The sequence below is a fragment of the Pseudoxanthomonas mexicana genome (assembly GCF_046736355.1).
In the GTDB taxonomy this organism is placed as follows: Bacteria; Pseudomonadota; Gammaproteobacteria; order Xanthomonadales; family Xanthomonadaceae; genus Pseudoxanthomonas_A; species Pseudoxanthomonas_A mexicana_B.
Window position 1 is genome coordinate 95817 of record NZ_CP157201.1, and the last position, 19556, is coordinate 115372.

A 19556-nucleotide genomic window follows, 5' to 3' on the forward strand; every position below is an offset into this window, starting at 1 on the left:
CCGGATGGCGCCGCGCGCTTTGATTGCAATCAAGGCCGCCATCGGCCGCGATCGGCGATGCTGCGCGCATCGGCCGTGGCCGGTGCGCGCGCCGTGAACATCCCGGCGCGTCGTACGGGTTACTGTCGTCCTTCCCTGACTGCCAAGACACCGCATGACGCCATTATCCGATCCCCTGGAGAGCCTGCAGATGGTGCGCAACCGCACCTTCGACGAGCTGGCCATCGGCGACACCGCCTCGCTGCAACGCACGCTCACCACCCAGGACATCGAGCTGTTCGCGATCATGTCCGGCGACGTCAATCCGCAGCACATCGACCCGGAGTTCGCCTCGGGCACCGTCTACCAGGGCGTGATCGCCCACGGCATGTGGGGCGGCGCGCTGATCTCGGCGGTGCTGGGCACCCGCCTGCCCGGCTCGGGCACGGTCTACCGCAGCCAGACGCTGCGCTTCCTGCGCCCGGTGCGGGTCGGCGACACCCTCGACATCCGCGTCACCGTGACCGCGCTGGATCCGGCGCTGCGCGAGGCCACCCTGGCCTGCGCCTGCATCGACCAGCACGGCAACACCGCCATCGAGGGCGAGGCGCGGGTGCTGGCGCCGGACCAGCCGATCGAGCATCCGCGCGCGACCCTGCCGGAAGTGCGCCTGAGCAGCAACGGCGACGGCCTGCAGCGGCTGCTGCGCGCGGTGGCCGCGCTGGAGCCGGTGCGCGCGGCGGTCGTGCACCCCACCGACGCGCTGAGCCTGGCCGGGGCGATGGACGCCCGCGCGGCCGGGTTGATCCTGCCGGTGCTGATCGGCCCGCGCGCGCGCATCGAGGCCGCCGCCGCCGAGGCCGGCGTGGACCTGGCCGGCGCCGAGATCGAGGACGTCCCGCACAGCCACGCCGCCGCCGCGCGCGCCGCGCAACTGGCCGCCAGCGGGCAGGTCGAGGTGGTGGTGAAGGGCAGCCTGCACACCGACGAGCTGATGGGCGCGCTGCTGCCGTCGGCGGCCGGCCTGCGCACCAAGCGCCGGGTCAGCCACTGCTTCCTGATGCAGACGCCGGCCTACCCGCGCCCCTTCATCATCACCGACGCGGCGATCAACATCGCCCCCAGCCTGGAGGACAAGGCCGACATCGTGCGCAACGCCATCGACCTGGCGCACGTGATCGGCGTGGCGCAGCCGCGGGTGGCGATCCTGGCGGCGGTGGAAACGGTCAGCGCGTCGATGCCGGCCACGCTGGACGCCGCCGCGCTGTGCAAGATGGCCGATCGCGGCCAGATCGCCGGCGGCGTGCTGGACGGCCCGCTGGCGTTCGACAACGCGGTGTCGGCCGCGGCGGCGCGGGTCAAGGGCATCGCCTCGGACGTGGCCGGCCAGGCCGACGTGCTGGTGGTGCCGGACCTGGAGAGCGGCAACATGCTGGCCAAGCAGCTCGAATACATGGGCGACGCCGCCAGCGCCGGCATCGTGCTCGGCGCCAAGGTGCCGATCGTGCTGACCAGCCGCGCCGACCCGCGCGAGTCGCGCATCGCCTCCTGCGCGATCGCACTGCTGCTGGCGCACCGCTACCGGACCAGCCCGCCGTGAGCGCGCCGTCCGATCGCCATGTCACGCACGGGGATCTCGTGCTGGTGCTCAACTGCGGATCGTCGAGCATCAAGTTCGCGCTGTTCGACGCCGGCGCCGATCCGCTGCCGCGCACGCCGGCGTGGAACGGCAAGGTGCAGGGCATCGGCCGCACGCCGACCACCTTCGGCGAGACTGGCGTGGCGCCGGCGCCGATCGAGCTGGATCCGCGCCATCCCTACCGCTCGGCGCTGTCGCACATCCGCGAGCGGGTGATCGCCCGCCTCGGCGGCCGCCGCCTGCGCGCGATCGCGCATCGGGTCGTGCACGGCGGCGATCGCTACGCCGCGCCGGTGCGGGTGGACGCGGCGGTGCTGCGCGACCTGGAGGGCTACATCCCGCTGGCGCCGCTGCACCAGCCGTTCGCGCTGGAGGCCATCGAGATCCTGCTGCGCGAGCGCCCCGACCTGCCGCAGGTGGCCTGCTTCGACACCGCCTTCCACCACACCCTGCCGCAGGTCGAGCGGATGCTGGCGCTGCCGTGGGATGCATGGCAGCGCGGCCTGCGCCGCTACGGCTTCCACGGCCTGTCCTACGAGTACCTGTCGCTGGCGCTGCCCGAGCGGCTGGGCCAGACTGCGCGCGGGCGCGTGGTCGCCGCGCACCTGGGCAGCGGCGCCAGCCTGTGCGCGCTGCGCGATCTGAAGAGCGTCGCCACCACGATGGGTTTCTCGGCGCTGGACGGGCTGATGATGGGCACCCGCTGCGGCGCGCTGGATCCGGGCGCGGTGCTGTACCTGATGGAGATCGAGAAACTGACGCTGGAGCAGGTCGGCCGCGTGCTCTACCACCAGTCCGGCCTGCTCGGCGTGTCCGGCGTATCGGCCGATCCGCCGGTGCTGCTGGCGCTGGAGGATCGCGACGACGAGACCGGCGAGCGCGTGCGCGCCGCGCTGGCGCTGTACGTGCGCCGCATCGTCCGCGAGATCGGCGCGATGGCGGCGGTGCTCGGCGGCCTGGACGCGCTGGTGTTCACCGCCGGCATCGGCGAGCACAGCGCCGCCATCCGCGAGCGCGTCTGCCGCGACCTGGAATGGTTGGGATTGCGGCTGGACGCCGACGCCAACGCGCGCAACGCGGCGATCATCTCCGCACCCGACAGCGCGATCGCCGTCGCGGTCGAACCGACCAACGAGGAATGGATCGCCGCGCGGCAGGCGCTGTCGCTGGTGCCGGGCGAGGACTGAAAATACGTGCGGACGGCGGCGAACCGCCTCCGCTCCACTTCACCCGACGACAAGGGGACGGAACATGCTGCTGGGACTGGAAATCGAAATCTGGTGGCTGCTGGTGCTGCTGATCGTCGCGCCGACGGTCATCATCGCCGTGCTGAACCTGATCTTCCGCAAGCGCGGCGGCATCGGCGTGGGCTGGGGCGGCGTGCTGTTCGTCGTCGCCGCCACCGTCGTCGGCTGGCTGCTGATCTTCGACAAGGTGCGGTTCTAGGGAACCCCTTGGACGGGTCGTCATCCCATGCAGGCGGGATCCAGCGACTCCAGGCCGGCGCAGGCAAAGACACCGTGTCCGGCCTGCGCGAAATGACGAGCATGAGTGGACTTGCCGGAGATTCCCGAAGGGTGTCATGCAGTTGCAGCGACGCCTGGTGATGGCCCTGTCCCACTGGCAGGCCAGCTGCATGTGCTGATTCCGCCGCCGGTGGCCTCACCCCAACCGGCCAAATTGCAGCCTTCCCGACCAGCGGACTAGACTGGCCCGAATCCGTAGCGGGATGCCATCAAGGAGGATGGGCATGGAAAGGAATTTGATCGTCGTGGGCGACGCCACCAGCGGCGGCGGGCAGGTCATCGGCGGGACTCCGTTCACCCACATCGACGGCCAACCGATCGCGCGCGTCGGCGATCAGGCCACCTGTCCGCGCCACCGTGGCACCTTCCCCATCATCACGGGCGATGCCACCCTCATCATCGATGGCCAGCCGGTGGCGCGGGAGGGCGATCTGCTGGCATGCGGCTGCGCGCTGATGTCGGTGCGGCAACGGAGTGTCTTCACCGAAGCCGAGGATCTGGCCCGGAATCCGGCGCCGGCAACGCATGCGCGGCCCGTGCCGGCAACGCCGCCGGCCAATGCCGGCACGCCGGCCCTGCAGGCGGCGGAAGCGCTTCCTTCCAGCGGGCAACCACCGACGACGGTGACCTTGCGCATCGGCGTGTTCTTCGACGGCACCAACAACAACGCGGCCAACGTGGCGCTGGGCGGCCAGTGCCGGGCTTCCACGGCACAGGCGCAGGGACAGGACGCCGAAGAGCGGGCAGCCATCGTCGAGCACTGCCGGCCCTACATGCTGCGCGCAGGCGGCAGCTACGACAACGGCGTGTCCAATGTGGCGCGGTTGTACGGGCTTTATCGTGACAACCTGGAAATTTCTCCAGAACAGGATGCCGAGGATTTCACGCTCCGGGTCTATGTGGAGGGCATCGGTACCACGGCAGGCGCACCGGACAACCTGCTGTCGCAAGGGTTGGGTGGTGGCAGGATGGGCGTGCTCGCCAAGCTGGAACAAGTGTTCCAACAACTGATTCCCCGCCAGCTCGAAGCCTTCGTAGTCAATGCTGCCGACACGCAAGTCTCGGGCGTCGAATTCGACGTGTTCGGCTTTTCGCGCGGCGCGGCGGCGGCGCGGCACTTCGTTCGCCAGGTCAACCTCAAGGGCATCGGCCCGCTGGGAAAGGCGCTGCTGCACAGCGGGGTACGCTACGCCCCTGGCTTCGGGTTCGCCGACGACGTCCGGGTGGGCTTCGTCGGCCTGTTCGACACGGTGGTGGCCATCGGCAGCCTGGCCGACGGCCTGGATGTGCGGGACGGCCGCGACGGCGGGGTGGACGTGGCGCTGCCGACCGGTTGCGCCCGGCAGGTCGTGCAGTTGGCCGCGCGCGACGAACGCCGGGCGAACTTCCTGCTGACGACGGTGGCGCCGCCGCACCGGGAGATGGTTCTGCCGGGAGCGCACTCGGACGTGGGCGGCGGCTACCACCGCGATCGCGAAGGACCACTGCTGCTGGAAAAGCCGGCGGGCTTCATCGAACCACACGCCGGACTCGCGCCCGGCCAGCAGCCGGATCCGGCCTGGCTGCAACGCAGCCGGGCGCATGGGGAGGCACAGGCCGCCTGTGACCGCTGGCGCGAGTTCCTGGGACTGGGGCCGGAGGCGGTGAAGGTGGAAGTCTGGCACCGCTGGCAGCACCGGCGCCGTGCCGGCAGCGACAGCGCGTTGCCGGATACCGTGCTGCGGGTGTATGCGGCGGCAGTGCTGGAGCGGCCACTGGACTGGCGCTACCAGCTGGTGCCGTTGCGGGTGATGCACGAGCTGGCGCGGGAGGCTGGGGCGCCTTTCAAATCCATCCCAGATGAACCTGATTTCGCACTGCCATCGGAACTGGAACCCATCGCCGCCAAGCTGCTGGCCGGACAGTCGCTGGACGAAGGAGAGGAAGCATTGCTGCGCCGCAAATACCTCCACCAGTCATCGCACTGGAACTTCGCGCTGGGCGAGCGCCTGGGCGGCGGTCCGGTGTCGTGGGACATCGTGTACGTGAACCGCCCTGATCCCGGCGGCCGGCGCGGCATCAGGCCGAACCAGTGAGGACGACGATGAAGCACGGGACGATGTTGCTGCTGATGGCGTGGCTGCTGGCCGGGTGCGCCTCCACCCCGGCCAGGCTGCGCCATGACGCGCTGCCCTATGACGCCTGGTACCTGGGATTCTCCGCCCCTCCCTACATGGAAGCCTGGGTGGAAACGGCCGACGTGGAAGACGTGCGCGGGCGGGTCTTCCAGAGAGCGGGAGCCGGCACCGCGTCTTTGGGCCACGCCGGCGACGCGGAAGACTGGAACGGCATGCCCGGAGGATTGGGTCGGCACGTGACAGGCGCCGATTTGCCCCGACGCATCCACGTCCGCTGGCAGTCGCTGGTCGAACCACAGACCTACACGGTGACGCTGGAAATTCCAGCGCACGCACGCGAACTGATGCTGACCCGGGTGTCGTCGTCCGTCGATCCAGCGTATAGGAACTGGCGCAAGGCAATAGCCATCGGCCTGGCACCGGGCGGCATGGTCAAGGTATGGGTTACCGGACCCGTGGGCCAGCCTGTCGAAGTGCTGTGCCAGCAGGCCAAGGTGGAGCCGAAAGGACCATCGCAAGGATTGACGGGCGGGCGTTACGCGTACTCATTGGAAAAGCTTGAGCCGGAAACGCAGCAATACCTGAAGATGCACCCCATTCCCTACGACGCCTGGAAGTGCCCCGGCATACCCTGACCCCTGCGGCCGGCGCGGCATCAGGCCGAACCAGTGAGGACGACGATGAAGCACGGGACGATGTGGCTGCTGATGGCGTGGCTGCTGGTCGGGTGCGCCTCCACCCCGGCCAGGCTGCGCCATGACGCGCTGCCCTATGACGCCTGGTACCTGGGATTCTCCGCTCCTCCCTACATGGAGGCCTGGGTGGAAACGGCCGACGTGGAAGACGTGCGCGGGCGGGTCTTCCACCGTGCCGGGTCGGGAACGGTGTCCATCGCCCATGCCGGCAATCCGGCGGACTGGCAAGGACCGCGCACGACAGGAGCCGGCAAGAAGGTAACCGGAGCCGATTTGCCCCGGCGCATCCACGTCCGCTGGCAGTCGCTGGTCGAACCACAGACCTACACGGTGACGCTGGAAATTCCAGCGCGCGCACGCGAACTGATGCTGACCCGGGCCGAATCCAGGGCCGTGCCGGGCAAATGGGATTACCAGGATGCCATTGCCATTGGCCTGGCCCCGGGCGGCGTTGCCAGATTGGTGGTGAGAAGTCCAGGCGGCCTTCCCGTCCAGATACTGTGCCAGCAGGCCGAGGTGGAGCCGAAAGGACCGTCGCAAGGATTGACGGGCGGGCGTTACGCGTACTCATTGGAAAAGCTTGAGCCGGAAACGCAGCAATACCTGAAGACGCACCCCATTCCCTACGACGCCTGGAAGTGCCCCGGCACGCCCTGAAGTGATCGCGCCGGACCCGGGCAACGGTTTCCAATGCCCCCGGATCCGGGCGTGCTTCGGGCTAATCGCTCTGCAACTCCGCGACGAAGTCGTAGGCGTCGCCGCGGTAGTACGAGCGCGTCGATTCGACCACGCGGCCGTCCTCGAGGAAGGCGCGGCGCTCGACCAGCAGGCCGGGGCTGCCGACCGGCAGTTCCAGATGGCGCGCCGCCTCCTCGTCCAGCGCCACCGCACGCAGCCGCTGCAGCGCGCGCCGCGGGCGGTTGCCGTAGGCGTCCAGCGCCTCGTACAGCGAGGTGGCGACGCTGTCCGGATCCGGCAGCAGCGAATACGGCACCAGCGTGCGCTCGATCGCGATCGGCGAGCCGTCGACGTGGCGCAGCCGGTACATCCGCACCACCCCGCTGCCGGGCGACAGGTTCAGCGCCATCGACTCCTCCGGCGTGACCTCGCCGACGCTGCGCTCGAGGAACTTCACCTGCGGGTTGAGCCCGCGCTCGCGCAGGTCGTCGGTGAAGCTGGTCAGGCGCGAGAACTGGCGCAGGATGCGCTCGGCGACGAAGGTGCCGGCGCCCTGCCGCTGCACCAGCAGGCCGCTGTCGATCAGTCCGGCCAGCGCCTTGCGGATGGTCACCCGCGACAGCGACAGCAGCGCGGCCAGGTCGCGCTCGCTGGGCAGCGCCTGGCCGGGGCGCAGGATGCCGGCGTCCATCAGGTTCTGCAGCGCGCGGCGCAGGCGCAGGTAGGCCACCGCGCGGGTGGACTCGCCCGTCTGCAGCCGCTGGTATTCGTCGAGGAGTTGGGTTTGCATGGCGGATGAAAGTACCAGTGAAGTACCAATGGTGCAACATCAGGGGCCAAACCCGCAAAATTGGCCTTTGTTTTGTCACTTCATGGTAGGGCGGTGGTATGGTGTCGACCTCCGTTCCCTGCACCCGAGAGACCGCGACGTGACCGCCCAGACCCTGCCCGTGGATCCCTTCGATCTCGTCATCTTCGGCGGCACCGGCGACCTGGCGCTGCGCAAGCTGCTGCCGGGCCTGCTGCGCCGCTATGCCGACGGCCAGATCCCCGAGGACAGCCGCATCATCGGCGTGGCCCGCGACAGCCAGTCCGACGACGACTATCGCGGCAAGGTCGGCGAGGCGCTGGCGCGCGTGATCGGCGACGACGAGACGCTGGCGGCCAGGCTGCCGGGATTCCTGCGCAAGCTCGGCTACCACCCGCTCGACGCCACCCGCGACGCCGGCTGGGAGGAATTCGCCGAGCGCATCCGGGCCGGCGGCGACCGCATCCGCGTGTTCTACCTGTCCACAAGCCCGAGCCTGTTCGTCGCCCTGTGCGACCGCCTGCGCGCGCACGGGCTCAATGCCGAGCCCTCGCGCGTGGTGATCGAAAAGCCGATCGGCCACGACCTGGCCAGCGCCGCGGCGATCAACGACGCGGTCGGCAGCGCGTTCGCCGAAAGCCAGATCTTCCGCATCGATCACTACCTGGGCAAGGAGACGGTGCAGAACCTGCTGGCGCTGCGCTTCGCCAACATCCTGTTCGAGCCGCTGTGGAACGCCAGCCACGTCGACCACGTGCAGATCACCGTGGCCGAGACCGTCGGCCTGGAGAAGCGCGCGGCCTACTACGACACCTCCGGCGCGCTGCGCGACATGGTGCAGAACCACCTGCTGCAACTGCTGTGCATGGTGGCGATGGAACCGCCGGCGGCGCTGCAGGCCGACGCGGTGCGCGACGAGAAGCTCAAGGTGCTGCGCTCGCTGCGCCCGATCACCGCCGCCGACGCCGCGCAGCTGACCGTGCGCGGCCAGTACCGCGCCGGCGCCAGCGGCGGCGGCGCGGTGCCGGGCTACCTGGACGAACTGGGCCGCGCCGACTCGCGCACCGAGACCTTCGTCGCGCTGAAGGCCGAGGTGGACAACTGGCGCTGGGCCGGCGTGCCGTTCTACCTGCGCACCGGCAAGCGCCTGCCCGAGCGCGTGTCCGAAATCGTCATCGCGTTCAAGCGCATCCCGCATTCGATCTTCGAACCGTCCTCCGGCCCGGTGCACGGCAACAAGCTGGTGCTGCGCCTGCAACCGGACGAGGGCGTCAAGCTGTGGCTGATGATCAAGGATCCGGGGCCCGGCGGACTGCGCCTGCAGCACGTGCCGCTGGACATGAGCTTCGCCGAGGCCTTCGGCGTGCACCAGCCGGAAGCCTACGAGCGCCTGCTGATGGACGTGGTGCGCGGCAACCAGACCCTGTTCATGCGCCGCGACGAGGTCGAGGCGGCGTGGCACTGGATCGACCCGATCCTGGCCGCGTGGGAGAACCTGCGCGATCCGCTCAAGCCGTACACGGCCGGTTCGTGGGGGCCGAGCGCGGCGGTGGCGCTGGTCGAGCGCGACGGGCGCACCTGGCACGAGGACACGGTGTGAGCGCGGCGGCCGATCTCTCCGACCGCCTGCGACTGCACACCTTCCCCGATGCCGAGGCGCTCGCCGAGGCGCTGGCGGGCGAGGTGGCCGCGCGGCTGCGCGCGGCCGTGTCCGCCCGCGGCGAGGCGGCATTGGCGCTGTCCGGCGGCAATACGCCAAGGCGCTTCCTGCAACGGCTTTCGGCCCAGGCGCTGGACTGGGCGCGCGTCGCCGTCACCCTGGTCGACGAGCGCTGGGTGCCGGCCGATCACGATCGCTCCAACGCGCGGCTGGTGAGCCAGTTGCTGCTGCACGGACCGGCCGCCGCCGCGCGCCTGATCCCGCTGTACCGGCCGCTGCCCGCGCCGGAAGCGGCGCTGGCCGAGGTCGAGCGCGACCTGCCGGCGACGATCGACGTCGCCGTGCTGGGCATGGGCACCGACGGCCACACCGCCTCGTTCTTCCCCGGCGGCGACCGGCTCGACGACGCGCTGGATCCGGCCACGCCCGCGCGCGTGCTGCCGATGCGCGCGCCGGGCGCGGGCGAACCGCGCATCACCCTGACGCTGGCCGCGCTGCTGGCCGTGCCGCACCTGTACCTGCATATCGAAGGCGAGGAAAAGCGGGCGGTGCTGCGGCGCGCGCTGGGTGGCGAAGGCCAGGAGGCCGCCCTGCCGATCCGCGCGGTGCTGGCGCAGGCGGAACCGGTGGCGACCTACTACTGCCCCTGAGCAGGTTCGACGAAGGCGATGGCCCGCCGTGACCCACGGCATTCCCGCGCCAAGCCAGAACGATGTCCCCGTAGAGCCGAGCTTGCTCGGCTGCTCTTGCTCCCTGTGAAAAGCAGCCGAGCAAGCTCGGCTCTACAAAGGAGCAACGCAAGCACTGCCTTGCCGATCCGTGCGGCTGACGCAGATGGAATCGGCGGTGGCGACCTGCCGTTGCCCCTGGGCGGGTTCGGCGATGGCGGTGACCCACCGTGAGCCGCGGCATTCCCGCGCCAAGCCCGAATCATGTCCCTGTAGAGCCGAGCTTGCTCGGCTCTACACAGGGGCCACCACAGGCACCGGCGGGATCCACGGCACGGCCGGCGCGGTTGGAATGGACCCGTCCGCCGCGTAAAGTTCACCGACTGGATCACTTCGCAGGGAAAACGCCATGCTCGGTCGGCTGTTCAACGTGTTCCGCGGATTCTTCGCGCAGTTCGTCAAGGGCGTGGAGAAGCGCAACCCCGAGGCGCTGCTGGAGCTGGAGCAGGAGAACCTGCGCAAGCAGATCGGCAGCTACAACCAGAGCCTGGCCACCCACGCCGGCCTGGCCGAGCGCCTGATCGGCCAGGTGCGCAAGCTGGAGACCGAGGAGCGCGAACTGCGCGCGCGCACCACCGCGCACCTGCGCGCCGGCAACCAGGACGCCGCCGGCCAGCACGCGCTGCGCCTGCAGACGGTGACCCGCGAGCTGGAGGAGAACCGCCGGCAGATGGCGCAGGCCGAGGACACCTACAAGGATCTGGTCAAGGCGCGCGACGTCGCCGTGACCGCCGCGCGCGCCAAGATCGAGAGCCTGAAGGGCGCCATCAACGACATGCGCATGAAGGCCGCGCTGGCCGAGATGAACGAGATGGCCGCCGGCATGATCACGAAAATCGGCGGATCCGGCGACACCCTGGACCGCCTGCACGAGATGGTCGAGGAAGAGCGCAACAAGGCCGCCGGCCGCGCCCGCGTGGCCCGCGATTCGCTGGACATGAGCCAGATCGAGATCAAGGAAGCCGAGCAGAAGGCGCTGGCCGACCAGGCGCTGGCCGATTTCGCCGCCGCCGAGGGCATCGCCCTGCAGGGCGCGCCCGCCGCCGCGCCGGGTGCGCCGCGCAGCATGGGCGGGCAGGAAGCCAAGCCGCTGTCGGAAGGCGGACAGGGCTGACGGACGGACTTCATCCACCGGGGAGCGTGGCCTGATGCGGACAGGGCGCGACTGATGCCGCTGGACAGCAACGCCCCGGCGTGGGCGCACGAGCTGGCGCTGGCCTACGAAAGCGGCGCGCACGGCCAGTTCGTGCTGCACGGCAACGTCAACGATCGGCTGCCGCTGGACGGCCGCCTGGTCGGCCTGACCCGCTGGCTGGACGCGCAGCTGCTGACCGGGTTCGACGTGGTGTTCCTGTATGACCCGGGCAACGGCCTGGGCGTGCTGCGCGGCAGCGAGCGGCTGCGTCAGTGGCTGGCCGGCCGCGACAACGAGCCGTGGCCGCGCGAACCGCGCGCGGCGGTCGAGCGCGTCTCCCACTACCTGCGCTACCTGGCCAACCTGCAGGCGCTGGGACAGGGCCAAGGCGAGCACGTGGCGGTGATCGTGCGCGGCGCCGACCAGATCCTGCCGGGCGGGCGGCATGGCGATTTCGAGATCGCCAGCCTGGCCAGCCTGGTGCGCGACTGGGCCAGCGAACCTCCGTTCTCCGAGCAGCCGTTCGCCAGCTTCCTGATCGCCGACAGCCTCAACGACCTGCACCCGCAGATCGCCGTCAACCCGCGCGTGGCGCGCATCCGCGTGCCGTTGCCGGACGAGGCGCTGCTGCGGCAGGCGCTGGCGCAACTGCGGCTGGATTACCCGGCCGCGTTCGACGGCGGCGACGGCGACGAACGGGCCGCGCACGCGCTCGGCGGCGTCGGCATCAGCGCGCTGCACAGCCTCGTCAAGACCCGTGCGCACCAGCGGCGCCCGCTCGGGCCGGCCGACTGGCTCAAGGTCAAGAAGCAACTGGTCGAGGGCGACGCCGGCGGCCTGGTCGAGTTCGTCGATTCGCGGCGCACGCTGGACGACTACCACTCGCCGCCGGCGCTGAAGGCCTGGCTGCGCCAGGACATCGCGCTGTGGCACGCCTCGGACCTGCGCGCGCTGCCGATGGGCTACCTGTTCTGCGGCCCGGTCGGCACCGGCAAGACCTTCCTGGTCGAATGCCTGGCCGGCGAGGCCGGCGTGCCGGTGCTGAAGCTGAAGAACTTCCGCGATCGCTGGGTCGGTTCCAGCGAGGGCAACCTGGAGAAGATCTTCCGGCTGATCCGCGCGCTCGGCCGCTGCATCGTGTTCATCGACGAGGCCGACCAGACCCTGGGCAAGCGCGACGCCGGCAGCGGCGACAGCGGCCTGTCCGGGCGGCTGTATTCGATGATCGCGCAGGAGATGTCCGACACCGGCAACCGCGGCAAGGTGATGTGGGTGCTGGCCTCCTCGCGCCCGGATCTCATCGAGGTCGACCTGAAGCGCCCGGGCCGCATCGACGTGAAGATCCCGCTGCTGCCGACCACCACCGCCGCCGAGAGCGCGGCGCTGCTGGACGCGCTGCTCAAGCGCTTCGGCATGGCCGTGGGCGTCGAGGCGCTGCTGGCGTTGAACCCGCCACTGCTGCTGACCCCGGGCGCGGCCGAGGCGTTCGCGGTCAAGGCCTACCGCGCCGCGCGCACCGGCCCGGCCGAGCCGCTGGCCGCCATCGCCGACACGCTGGCCGACTACCAGCCGCCGGTGCCGCTGGAGGTACTGGAGTTCCAGATGCGCATCGCCATCGGCGAGGCCACCGACCTGGAATTCGTGCCGCCGTCGCTGCGGCCGATCGCCGCCCGGACCGCCACGCCGTGAGCAGGCCCTGGTCCTACCTCGCCGCCGCGTTCAGCGCGCGCCCGCTGGGCATGCCGATCCCGCCCAACTGGCTGGGCCTGGCCGCCTTCGCGCTGGCCGGCGCGTTCCTGAGCCCGGGCTTCTACCTGCTCGGCGCCGGCGCCGAGGCGATCTACCTGTACTGGCTGGCCAACAACCCGCGTTTCCGCAACAGCGTCGATGCGGCCGCGCCCAGGCCCGACGATCCGGCCGACCGCCGCTACCGCGAACTGCTGGAGCCGCTGCCGGCCGCGCAGCGCCATCGCCAGCAAGAACTGGAAGCCCGCGCGCGAGAGATCATGGCGCTGCTGACCCGCTCGCCGATCATGGCCGCGCACGCCGACAGCCTGGAGCAACTGGTCTGGCTGCACCTGCGCCTGCTGGTCGCGCGCAGCGCGATCGCCCGCGTGGTGCAGACCGCGCGCGAGGAGAGCAAGCCGCTGCAGGCGCAGGAAGACGCCATCGACGCGCGGCTGCGCAAGGACGATCTCGGCGCCGAACTGCGCCGCAGCCTGGAGCAGCAGAAGGCTGTGATCGACCAGCGCCAGGCCGCGCACGCCGACGCGGCGCGCCGGCTCGAGCACGTCGACGCCGAACTGCAGCGCATCGGCCTGCAGGTCGCGCTGCTGCGCGAACAGGCGCTGCTGGCCACCGACGAAGGCAGCATCGGCAGTTCTCTGGACGCGCTGGACGCCTCGTTCAAGGAGGCCAATCGCTGGCTCGACGGCCAGCGCGACCTGCTCGGCGCCTTCGATCTGGACGCCCAGCCGCGGCTGCCCGCCGGCGTGCTGCGCCCCCCCGTTTCCCGTTCCGCCATGACCGAAGGAGAATCGTCATGACCCGCAATCCCTTCCCGCCGTCGCGCGGGCGCCAGGCCGGCAGCGCCGGCGGCAAGCTGATCACCGCGCTGCTGGTGATCGCGTTGCTGGCGTTCGGCGGCTGGCTGGTGCTGCGCGACATGGGCGGCGACCGCAAGGCTGCCGACGGCGCGGCTTCCACGTCCGCGCGCAGCAGCGCCGGTGGCGGCGCACCGGATCCGATCGAACCGCTCACCGGCCTGCCGACCCTGGACGCGGCCGCGGCCTACCAACCCAAGGGCGAGGTGATCGACGTCGACATCAGCGAATACGCCGGCTACGCGGGCCTGATCGCCGCCAACGGCGGGCTGGAGCCGAACCCGGATTCGTTCTTCGCCCGCAACTACGGCTTCCAGGTGCGGCTGACGCTGAGCGAGGAGGAAGGCTGGTCCAAGCTCAACAACGGCCGCGTCGCCGCCTCGGTGACCACCGCCGACACGCTGGCGGTGCTGGGCCGGCAGTTCGAGGTGACCGTGCCGGCGCAGATCGGCTTCTCGCGCGGCGCCGACCAGGTGGTCGTGGACGCCGGCATCGCCAACGTCAACCAGCTCAAGGGCAAGGTGCTGGCCGCCTCGCAGTTCAACGAGAGCGAGTTCTTCATCCGCTACCTGGCCTCCGAGGCCGGCGTGCCGATCAAGGTGCTGCGCGACCTGGACGGCCGCCCGGCCGCCGGCGAGCTGGGGCTGGTGTTCTACGAGGACGCCTTCATCGCCTGCGACGCCTACGAGCACGAGCTGTCGCGCAGGTCGCCGCGGCTGAACGGCTGCGTCGGCTGGTCGCCGCGCACCGACGAGGTCGCCGCCGCTTCCGACGGCCGCGCCAAGGTGCTGGTCAGCAACCGCAACCTGCTGATCGTCGCCGACCTGCTGCTGCTCAACAAAGGCTTCGCCCAGGCGCACCCGGAATGGGCCAAGGGACTGGTGCACGGCCTGCTGGAAGGCAACCGCCTGGTCCGCGACGAGCCGGCCGCGCAGATCCCGGTCATCGCCAGGGCGTTCAAGTGGAGCGAGGCCGACACCCGCGCCGAACTGGCCAAGGTGCACCTGTCCAACCTGCCGGAGAACCTGGCCTTCTTCGAGGGCACCATCGACTCGGCCGGTTCGTTCCAGGGCATCTTCCAGTCCTCGGTGCTGGTCTACGGCAACCTGATCAGGAACCCGGCCGACCCGGCCCGCTTCGTCGACACCGCCGCCCTGCAAGCGCTGAAGCAGCAGGGCCTGTACGCCGGCCAGACCATCGCCATCGCGCCGATCCGCAGCGGCGGCGGGCCGGTGTCGCTGGAAGGCGACGCGCTGCTGAGCAAGGACATCCGCTTCTTCTTCCAGTCCAACTCGGCCATCCTGGACAAGTCGGCGCCGGCCAACGCCGGCTACCTGGACACCATCAAGAACTTCCTCCAGGTCAGCCCCGGCTCGGTGGTGCTGCTGCGCGGTCACGTGGACGACGCCCGCCGCGGCGAGTTCGAGCGCCAGGGCGGGCAGGAACTGGTGCGCAGCATGTCGCTGAAGGCGATGGAGCTGTCGCGCCAGCGCGCGCAGGCGGTCCGCGACGCCCTGCTGGAGCGCCATCCCAAGCTCGACGCCGAGCGCATCGAGCTGGTCGGGCGCGGCTGGGAGGAGCCGGCCGGCAGCGACAGCGACCTCAACCGCCGCGTCGAGGTGCAGTGGTTCACCCTGGAATGAGCCGCGGCGGCGCGGCGGGGTGGAATATGCCCACGCGCCCGGCCCTGCTTATAATGGGCGGCCTGTCCGCGGCGCCCGCGCCGGTTTCCGGTTCCCTGTTCTCGTAGCCATGCATGGCCCCGCGCCATGCTGCCAAAGGTGGAAAGTGCGTAACTACGACCTCGAATTCCTCAAGCGTTTCTCGATGGTGATCGGCTTCCTGACCCTGGTGACGCTGGGGCTGATCGTCGGCGCATCCTACCTGCACCGCTCGATTCCGCCGGAAGTGGACCCGGCCGCCACCAAGCGCACCGCCGACCGCATCGCCCCGTACGGGGCGGTCTACGCCGGCGAGACCGGCGCCGCGGCCCAGGCCGCCGCTGCCCAGGCCGCCGCCGCGGCCGCCTCCTCGCAGGCCGCCTATGGCGGCACCACCGATGGCGCGGTCATCTACAACAGCCTGTGCGGCGCCTGCCACACCACCGGCGTGGGCCTGGCGCCGACGCTGACCGCCGCCGGCATGGGCGCGCGCGCGGCCAAGGGCACCGAGACGCTGTACAAGCATGCCATCGAGGGCTTCACCGGCCCCGACGGCGGCGTCATGCCGCCCAAGGGCGGCAACCCGGCGCTGACCGACGAGCAGGTGCAGGTCACCGTCGACTGGATGCTCGCCAACGTGAAGTAAGCTCGGCTCCAAGAAGCCGACGCGCCGACGCCGCCCACGGGCGGCGTCTTCGTTTGCTGCACTGCCGTGTTCGTTGCAAGGGTCGGCATGGCGCCACCTGCCGCAAGCGCAGGCCCGGCGAAACGAGGCTTATGCCGCCCTCAGTCCCTGAACCACAGGGCCAGCAGGAAGGCCAGCACGGCCGAGAACGACTTGCACGCCATCGACACGGCGGCGAACACGCCCAGGGTCGCTGCCTCGAACGTCAACAGCGCCACGCCCCGATCCCCCAGCGCCAGGCTGCCGTCGATGCAGACGGACGACAGGGTCGTGCAAAGCAGGCCAAGCACCAGGCCGCCATTCCGTGTGAACAGCTGGGCGCGCCGGTATGCCCAGGCGGAGGCTGGGACGGCCGACACCTCAACCGCTTCATCGTGCCCCAGGCCGAGTTGACCCGGGCGCAGATAAATTTCCCCGTCGGCGCCTGGACGGCGATTCGGGTCCACCGCCAGAAGCACCGACTGCTTGTCATCCTTCCTCACGATACGCAGATAGCCGGCATGCGGCAGTTCCGAACCGCTGCCGTACTCCGGCAAGGAAGCCATGTTGTTCTCGCCAGCGCCCCGCGCCGTCAAAGACTCCGGCCTATGCATGCTGCACATGCCGCAGCACCTCTTGCAGCGCCGGCAGCAATTCATGCCCGGGCAGTTCAAGTTCCGAGGCGAAGGCGATCGCCGCCGCCATCAGGATTCGCGCCTGCTCCGCATCAGGATATGCGTAGCCCCGCAGGGCGACGGGGACTTCCGCGCCGGCAAGCTGCTGCGAGAAATACGCCATATGGCCGCGTAGCTGTTCCCAGCGAGGCTCGGCCAGGTCGCCGATGACGTCATCGACCTGATTTACTTCGCGCGACCAGCGGACGAAGTTCGATGGCTGGTCACCGGGAGGTTCACCCTGATCCGGTTGTCCGGCGGGGGGCGGCGCACCCCCAGCCTGGTCTGCAGGCAAAGCGAGCGCGGCGGCGGCTGCAAGCAGATTGGGCACGCAGCAACCGCAGACATAGGCGGGCCTGCTCTTGTTGCGTACCCCATGGGCCAAGCAGGCCAGCACTCCGCACAGCTTGCACGCGCCTACGGCATCGCCTGGCGCTGCATCGGGGATGTGGCCATAACCGCTTTCGCACAGGTAACAGCCCGCTCCCATGGCCCGCTCCCTCTGGCTGCGTTTCGATCCGCGGATTTAAGGTCTCGGCTCCGCCGGCGTCAAGCCTTGGGCCTGGCGAAGGGATACTGATTGCGTAAAGTGCGTATCCGCCTTCCCCCCAAAGCCCGCCATGCCTTTGTTCCGTTCCTGTATTCACCTTTTGGCCGTTGCCATGCTGCTGTGTGCCTGCGATGCCCTCGGGCAAGCGGGTAACGGTTCCGCGGCCTCTTTGTCGCAGGCGCTGCCGATCGGCCAGGTCCAGGGCAGCGGCGCGCGCAGTCCGCTGGAAGGGCGCACGGTCGTCGTGCAGGGCGTGGTCACCGCCGATTTCCGCGCCGGCCTGGGCGGCTTCTTCCTCCAGGACGGCGGCGACGGCGACGACGCCACTTCCGACGCGCTGTTCGTGCAACTGGCCGCCGACGCCCAGGGCGATGGCGCGCAGACCCCGCAGGTCGGCCGCGCCTACCGGGTCGAGGGCACCGTGGTCGAACTGGAGCACGGCCGCCAGGGCAGCCGGCTGACCGCGCTGGCGCCGGCGTCCATCGAGGCGCTGCCCGCATCCGCCGCACTGCCAGCGCCGGTGACGCTGGCCACCGCGCCCGCCGATTGGGAGCGTTTCGAAGGCATGCGCGTGCGCATCGCCGCGCCGCTGACCATCAGCGGCACCGAATCGCTGGCGCGCTATGGCGAGTTGTCGGTCGCCTTCGGCGGCCGCCTGTGGCAGCCCAGCGAACGCGCGCGCCCGGGCAGCGCCGGCTACCGCCAGGTCGAAGCCGACAACGCGCACCGCCGGCTGCTGCTCGACGACGGCAGCGGCGAGCGCGATCCGGCGCAGGTGGATTACCTGGACGGACAAGCCGCGCCGCGCACCGGCACCGTGCTGCGCGACGTCGAGGGCATCGTCGACGAGCGCCACGGCGGCTGGCGGCTGCAACTGACCCAGCCACTGACGCTGCCCACGCGGGTGCGGCCGCCGCCGCCGCGGGTGGTCGGCGCGCTGAAGGTGGCCGCGTTCAACCTGGAAAACCTGTTCAACGGCGACGGCCGCGGCGGCGGCTTCCCCACCCCGCGCGGCGCCAGAACGGAGGCGCAATGGCAGGCGCAGGTGTCCAAGCTGGTCGCCGCCGTGCGCGCGCTGGATGCGGACATCGCCGCACTGATGGAACTGGAGAACGACGGCTACGGCCCGCATTCGAGCCTGGCCCAGTTCGTCGACGCGCTCAACGCCGGCGGCGGCGACTGGCGCTTCGTCGATGCCGGCCGCGGCCCGGGCGTGGACGCGATCCGCGTCGGGCTGATCTACCGCGCCGGCCGGGTCGCCCCGGTCGGCCAGCCGGCGATGCTGGAAGGCGGGCCGTTCGGCGAGCGCAGCCGGGTGCCGCTGGCGCAGGCGTTCGCGCGCGCCGGCGGCAAGGCCGGCAAGCCGGTGATCGTGGTCGCCAATCACTTCAAGTCCAAGGGCTGCTCGGAAGCGGCCGGCGCCGACGCCGACCAGCGCGACGGCCAGGCCTGCTGGAACGCGCTGCGCACCGACTCGGCGCAGCGGCTGGATGCCTGGCTGCGCACCGATCCCACCGGCACCGGCAGCGACCGGCAGCTGCTGCTCGGCGACTTCAACGCCTACGCGATGGAGGATCCGATGCAGGCCCTGCGCGAGGCCGGCTGGATCGACGCCTTCGCCGCCGCCAGGGTCGAGCAACCCTACAGCTACGTCTACAACGGCCTGTCCGGCCGGCTGGACCACGCGCTGCTGAGCCCATCGCTGGCGCGCCGGCTGCGCGGCGCGGCCGAGTGGCACATCAACGCCGACGAACCAGGCAGCGAGGGCTATGCACAGGGCGACGCCTCGGTGCCGTGGCGCAGTTCCGACCACGACCCGCTGATCGTCGGGCTGGATTGGTAGGGGGCGGGGACAGGCCGGAGTGATCCCACGCCAAGGCAACCATTGACCCAGGTCAATGCCTGGACGGGTGATGCCTTGCAAGCTTGCCACCATGCAGCGTTCCACGTCCCAGCCAGCCGGAACATCGATCCTGCCCGCGCGCCTCAGCCGCGGGACGGGCTGGCTTGCGCTGGCCGCTGCCTTGTTGCTGGCTTTCGCGCCGTCCATCAGTCGCGTCGTCGCCTACCCGGCCAGCGCGGCGACAGGGACGAGCCAGGCCAGCTGCCACGAAGAGGCCACCGGACACGCGCAGCATCCGGCTCCCGCGGAGGATCACCACGGGCAGAAGAACGCCTGGGGCGAGGAAGGACATTGCGCCTACTGCCCGCTGGCCTCGCATACGCCTGGGACCTCATCGTTCCAGTGGGCGCCCCAACGCGATGCCTTCCACGCGATCGCTCCACCGGCCTTCGTCACCGCACGCCTGCCGGCATCCACGAACACGCGGGGACTGGGGAGCCAGGCACCTCCGGCACGCGGGTAGGTTGCAACGCCGGCCTTGGCCGGTAGCCGCACCACGACGTTGCCCGGATAGCCACGCCTTGAGCGTGCGGCCA

Annotated in this window: 18 protein-coding genes; 15 read left to right on the plus strand and 3 right to left on the minus strand. The window is 70.5% G+C overall.

Going from position 1 to position 19556, the window contains the following annotated elements; translation table 11 throughout:
* Nucleotides 1–154: 154 nt before the first annotated feature.
* From AAG688_RS00415 to AAG688_RS00440, 6 genes are all read left to right on the plus strand, one after another.
* A complete protein-coding gene (locus AAG688_RS00415; protein WP_411833398.1) occupies nucleotides 155–1579 on the plus strand; it encodes a bifunctional enoyl-CoA hydratase/phosphate acetyltransferase in 1425 nt (474 codons plus the stop codon).
* Entirely contained in the window at nucleotides 1576–2805 is a 1230-nt protein-coding gene (locus AAG688_RS00420; RefSeq protein WP_411833399.1) for an acetate/propionate family kinase, read from the plus strand. The genes AAG688_RS00415 and AAG688_RS00420 overlap by 4 nt, the downstream gene beginning before the upstream one ends.
* A 64-nt stretch (nucleotides 2806–2869) precedes the next feature.
* A complete protein-coding gene (locus tag AAG688_RS00425) occupies nucleotides 2870–3064 on the plus strand; it encodes a hypothetical protein (RefSeq protein ID WP_411833400.1) in 195 nt (64 codons plus the stop codon).
* Nucleotides 3065–3368: 304 nt separating this feature from the next.
* On the plus strand, nucleotides 3369–5219 hold the full coding sequence (locus AAG688_RS00430; protein ID WP_411833401.1) for a PAAR domain-containing protein: 1851 nt from the start codon (nucleotides 3369–3371) through the stop codon (nucleotides 5217–5219).
* A gap of 23 nt (nucleotides 5220–5242) precedes the next feature.
* Entirely contained in the window at nucleotides 5243–5896 is a 654-nt protein-coding gene (locus AAG688_RS00435; protein WP_411833402.1) for a DUF2931 family protein, read from the plus strand.
* 60 nt (nucleotides 5897–5956) lie between these two features.
* On the plus strand, nucleotides 5957–6613 hold the full coding sequence (locus AAG688_RS00440; protein WP_411833403.1) for a DUF2931 family protein: 657 nt from the start codon (nucleotides 5957–5959) through the stop codon (nucleotides 6611–6613).
* A gap of 61 nt (nucleotides 6614–6674) precedes the next feature.
* Here AAG688_RS00440 and AAG688_RS00445 read toward each other — a convergent pair whose 3' ends face one another.
* Nucleotides 6675–7424 carry a GntR family transcriptional regulator gene (locus AAG688_RS00445; RefSeq protein WP_411833404.1) on the minus strand — a complete coding sequence of 250 codons (750 nt, stop codon included), beginning with the start codon at nucleotides 7422–7424 and terminating at the stop codon, nucleotides 6675–6677.
* Nucleotides 7425–7563: 139 nt separating this feature from the next.
* Here AAG688_RS00445 and zwf point away from each other — a divergent pair, with 139 nt between their 5' ends.
* From zwf to AAG688_RS00480, 7 genes are all read left to right on the plus strand, one after another.
* The gene (zwf, locus tag AAG688_RS00450; protein ID WP_411833405.1) at nucleotides 7564–9042 is read left to right on the plus strand and encodes a glucose-6-phosphate dehydrogenase; all 1479 of its coding nucleotides are present in this window, start codon (nucleotides 7564–7566) and stop codon (nucleotides 9040–9042) included.
* On the plus strand, nucleotides 9039–9752 hold the full coding sequence (gene pgl / locus AAG688_RS00455; protein WP_411833406.1) for a 6-phosphogluconolactonase: 714 nt from the start codon (nucleotides 9039–9041) through the stop codon (nucleotides 9750–9752). The genes zwf and pgl overlap by 4 nt, the downstream gene beginning before the upstream one ends.
* Nucleotides 9753–10179: 427 nt before the next feature.
* Nucleotides 10180–10944: a PspA/IM30 family protein gene (locus AAG688_RS00460; protein ID WP_411833407.1), complete on the plus strand. Its 765-nt coding sequence runs from the start codon at nucleotides 10180–10182 to the stop codon at nucleotides 10942–10944.
* 54 nt (nucleotides 10945–10998) lie between these two features.
* On the plus strand, nucleotides 10999–12654 hold the full coding sequence (locus tag AAG688_RS00465; RefSeq protein ID WP_411833408.1) for an AAA family ATPase: 1656 nt from the start codon (nucleotides 10999–11001) through the stop codon (nucleotides 12652–12654).
* Entirely contained in the window at nucleotides 12651–13511 is an 861-nt protein-coding gene (locus AAG688_RS00470; protein WP_411833409.1) for a hypothetical protein, read from the plus strand. Before AAG688_RS00465 ends, AAG688_RS00470 begins: the two co-directional genes overlap by 4 nt.
* The gene (locus AAG688_RS00475) at nucleotides 13508–15211 is read left to right on the plus strand and encodes a phosphate ABC transporter substrate-binding/OmpA family protein (RefSeq protein ID WP_411833410.1); all 1704 of its coding nucleotides are present in this window, start codon (nucleotides 13508–13510) and stop codon (nucleotides 15209–15211) included. The genes AAG688_RS00470 and AAG688_RS00475 overlap by 4 nt, the downstream gene beginning before the upstream one ends.
* Before the next feature lie 145 nt (nucleotides 15212–15356).
* Nucleotides 15357–15875 carry a c-type cytochrome gene (locus AAG688_RS00480; RefSeq protein ID WP_411833411.1) on the plus strand — a complete coding sequence of 173 codons (519 nt, stop codon included), beginning with the start codon at nucleotides 15357–15359 and terminating at the stop codon, nucleotides 15873–15875.
* Between the two features lie 140 nt (nucleotides 15876–16015).
* On the opposite strand, the gene AAG688_RS00485 is transcribed toward AAG688_RS00480, so the two are convergent.
* A complete protein-coding gene (locus AAG688_RS00485) occupies nucleotides 16016–16459 on the minus strand; it encodes a hypothetical protein (RefSeq protein WP_411833412.1) in 444 nt (147 codons plus the stop codon).
* Between the two features lie 40 nt (nucleotides 16460–16499).
* On the minus strand, nucleotides 16500–16898 hold the full coding sequence (locus AAG688_RS00490) for a hypothetical protein (protein ID WP_411833413.1): 399 nt from the start codon (nucleotides 16896–16898) through the stop codon (nucleotides 16500–16502).
* Between the two features lie 289 nt (nucleotides 16899–17187).
* Here AAG688_RS00490 and AAG688_RS00495 point away from each other — a divergent pair, with 289 nt between their 5' ends.
* Together AAG688_RS00495 and AAG688_RS00500 are read left to right on the plus strand one after the other, a co-directional pair.
* On the plus strand, nucleotides 17188–18960 hold the full coding sequence (locus tag AAG688_RS00495; RefSeq protein WP_411833414.1) for an ExeM/NucH family extracellular endonuclease: 1773 nt from the start codon (nucleotides 17188–17190) through the stop codon (nucleotides 18958–18960).
* Between the two features lie 91 nt (nucleotides 18961–19051).
* Nucleotides 19052–19483, plus strand: coding sequence for a DUF2946 family protein (locus AAG688_RS00500; RefSeq protein ID WP_411833415.1), 432 nt, complete (start codon nucleotides 19052–19054; stop codon nucleotides 19481–19483).
* Nucleotides 19484–19556 lie beyond the last annotated feature (73 nt).

Coding starts and splice junctions, on each gene's coding strand:
- AAG688_RS00440 (WP_411833403.1), top strand. CDS start 5,957: ATGTGGCTGCTGATGGCGTGGCTGCTGGTCGGGTGCGCCTCCACCCCG.
- AAG688_RS00460 (WP_411833407.1), top strand. CDS start 10,180: ATGCTCGGTCGGCTGTTCAACGTGTTCCGCGGATTCTTCGCGCAGTTC.
- AAG688_RS00415 (WP_411833398.1), top strand. CDS start 155: ATGACGCCATTATCCGATCCCCTGGAGAGCCTGCAGATGGTGCGCAAC.
- AAG688_RS00475 (WP_411833410.1), top strand. CDS start 13,508: ATGACCCGCAATCCCTTCCCGCCGTCGCGCGGGCGCCAGGCCGGCAGC.
- AAG688_RS00495 (WP_411833414.1), top strand. CDS start 17,188: ATGCCTTTGTTCCGTTCCTGTATTCACCTTTTGGCCGTTGCCATGCTG.
- AAG688_RS00430 (WP_411833401.1), top strand. CDS start 3,369: ATGGAAAGGAATTTGATCGTCGTGGGCGACGCCACCAGCGGCGGCGGG.
- AAG688_RS00485 (WP_411833412.1), bottom strand. CDS start 16,459: ATGGCTTCCTTGCCGGAGTACGGCAGCGGTTCGGAACTGCCGCATGCC.
- AAG688_RS00500 (WP_411833415.1), top strand. CDS start 19,052: ATGCAGCGTTCCACGTCCCAGCCAGCCGGAACATCGATCCTGCCCGCG.
- AAG688_RS00435 (WP_411833402.1), top strand. CDS start 5,243: ATGTTGCTGCTGATGGCGTGGCTGCTGGCCGGGTGCGCCTCCACCCCG.
- AAG688_RS00445 (WP_411833404.1), bottom strand. CDS start 7,424: ATGCAAACCCAACTCCTCGACGAATACCAGCGGCTGCAGACGGGCGAG.
- AAG688_RS00425 (WP_411833400.1), top strand. CDS start 2,870: ATGCTGCTGGGACTGGAAATCGAAATCTGGTGGCTGCTGGTGCTGCTG.
- AAG688_RS00465 (WP_411833408.1), top strand. CDS start 10,999: ATGCCGCTGGACAGCAACGCCCCGGCGTGGGCGCACGAGCTGGCGCTG.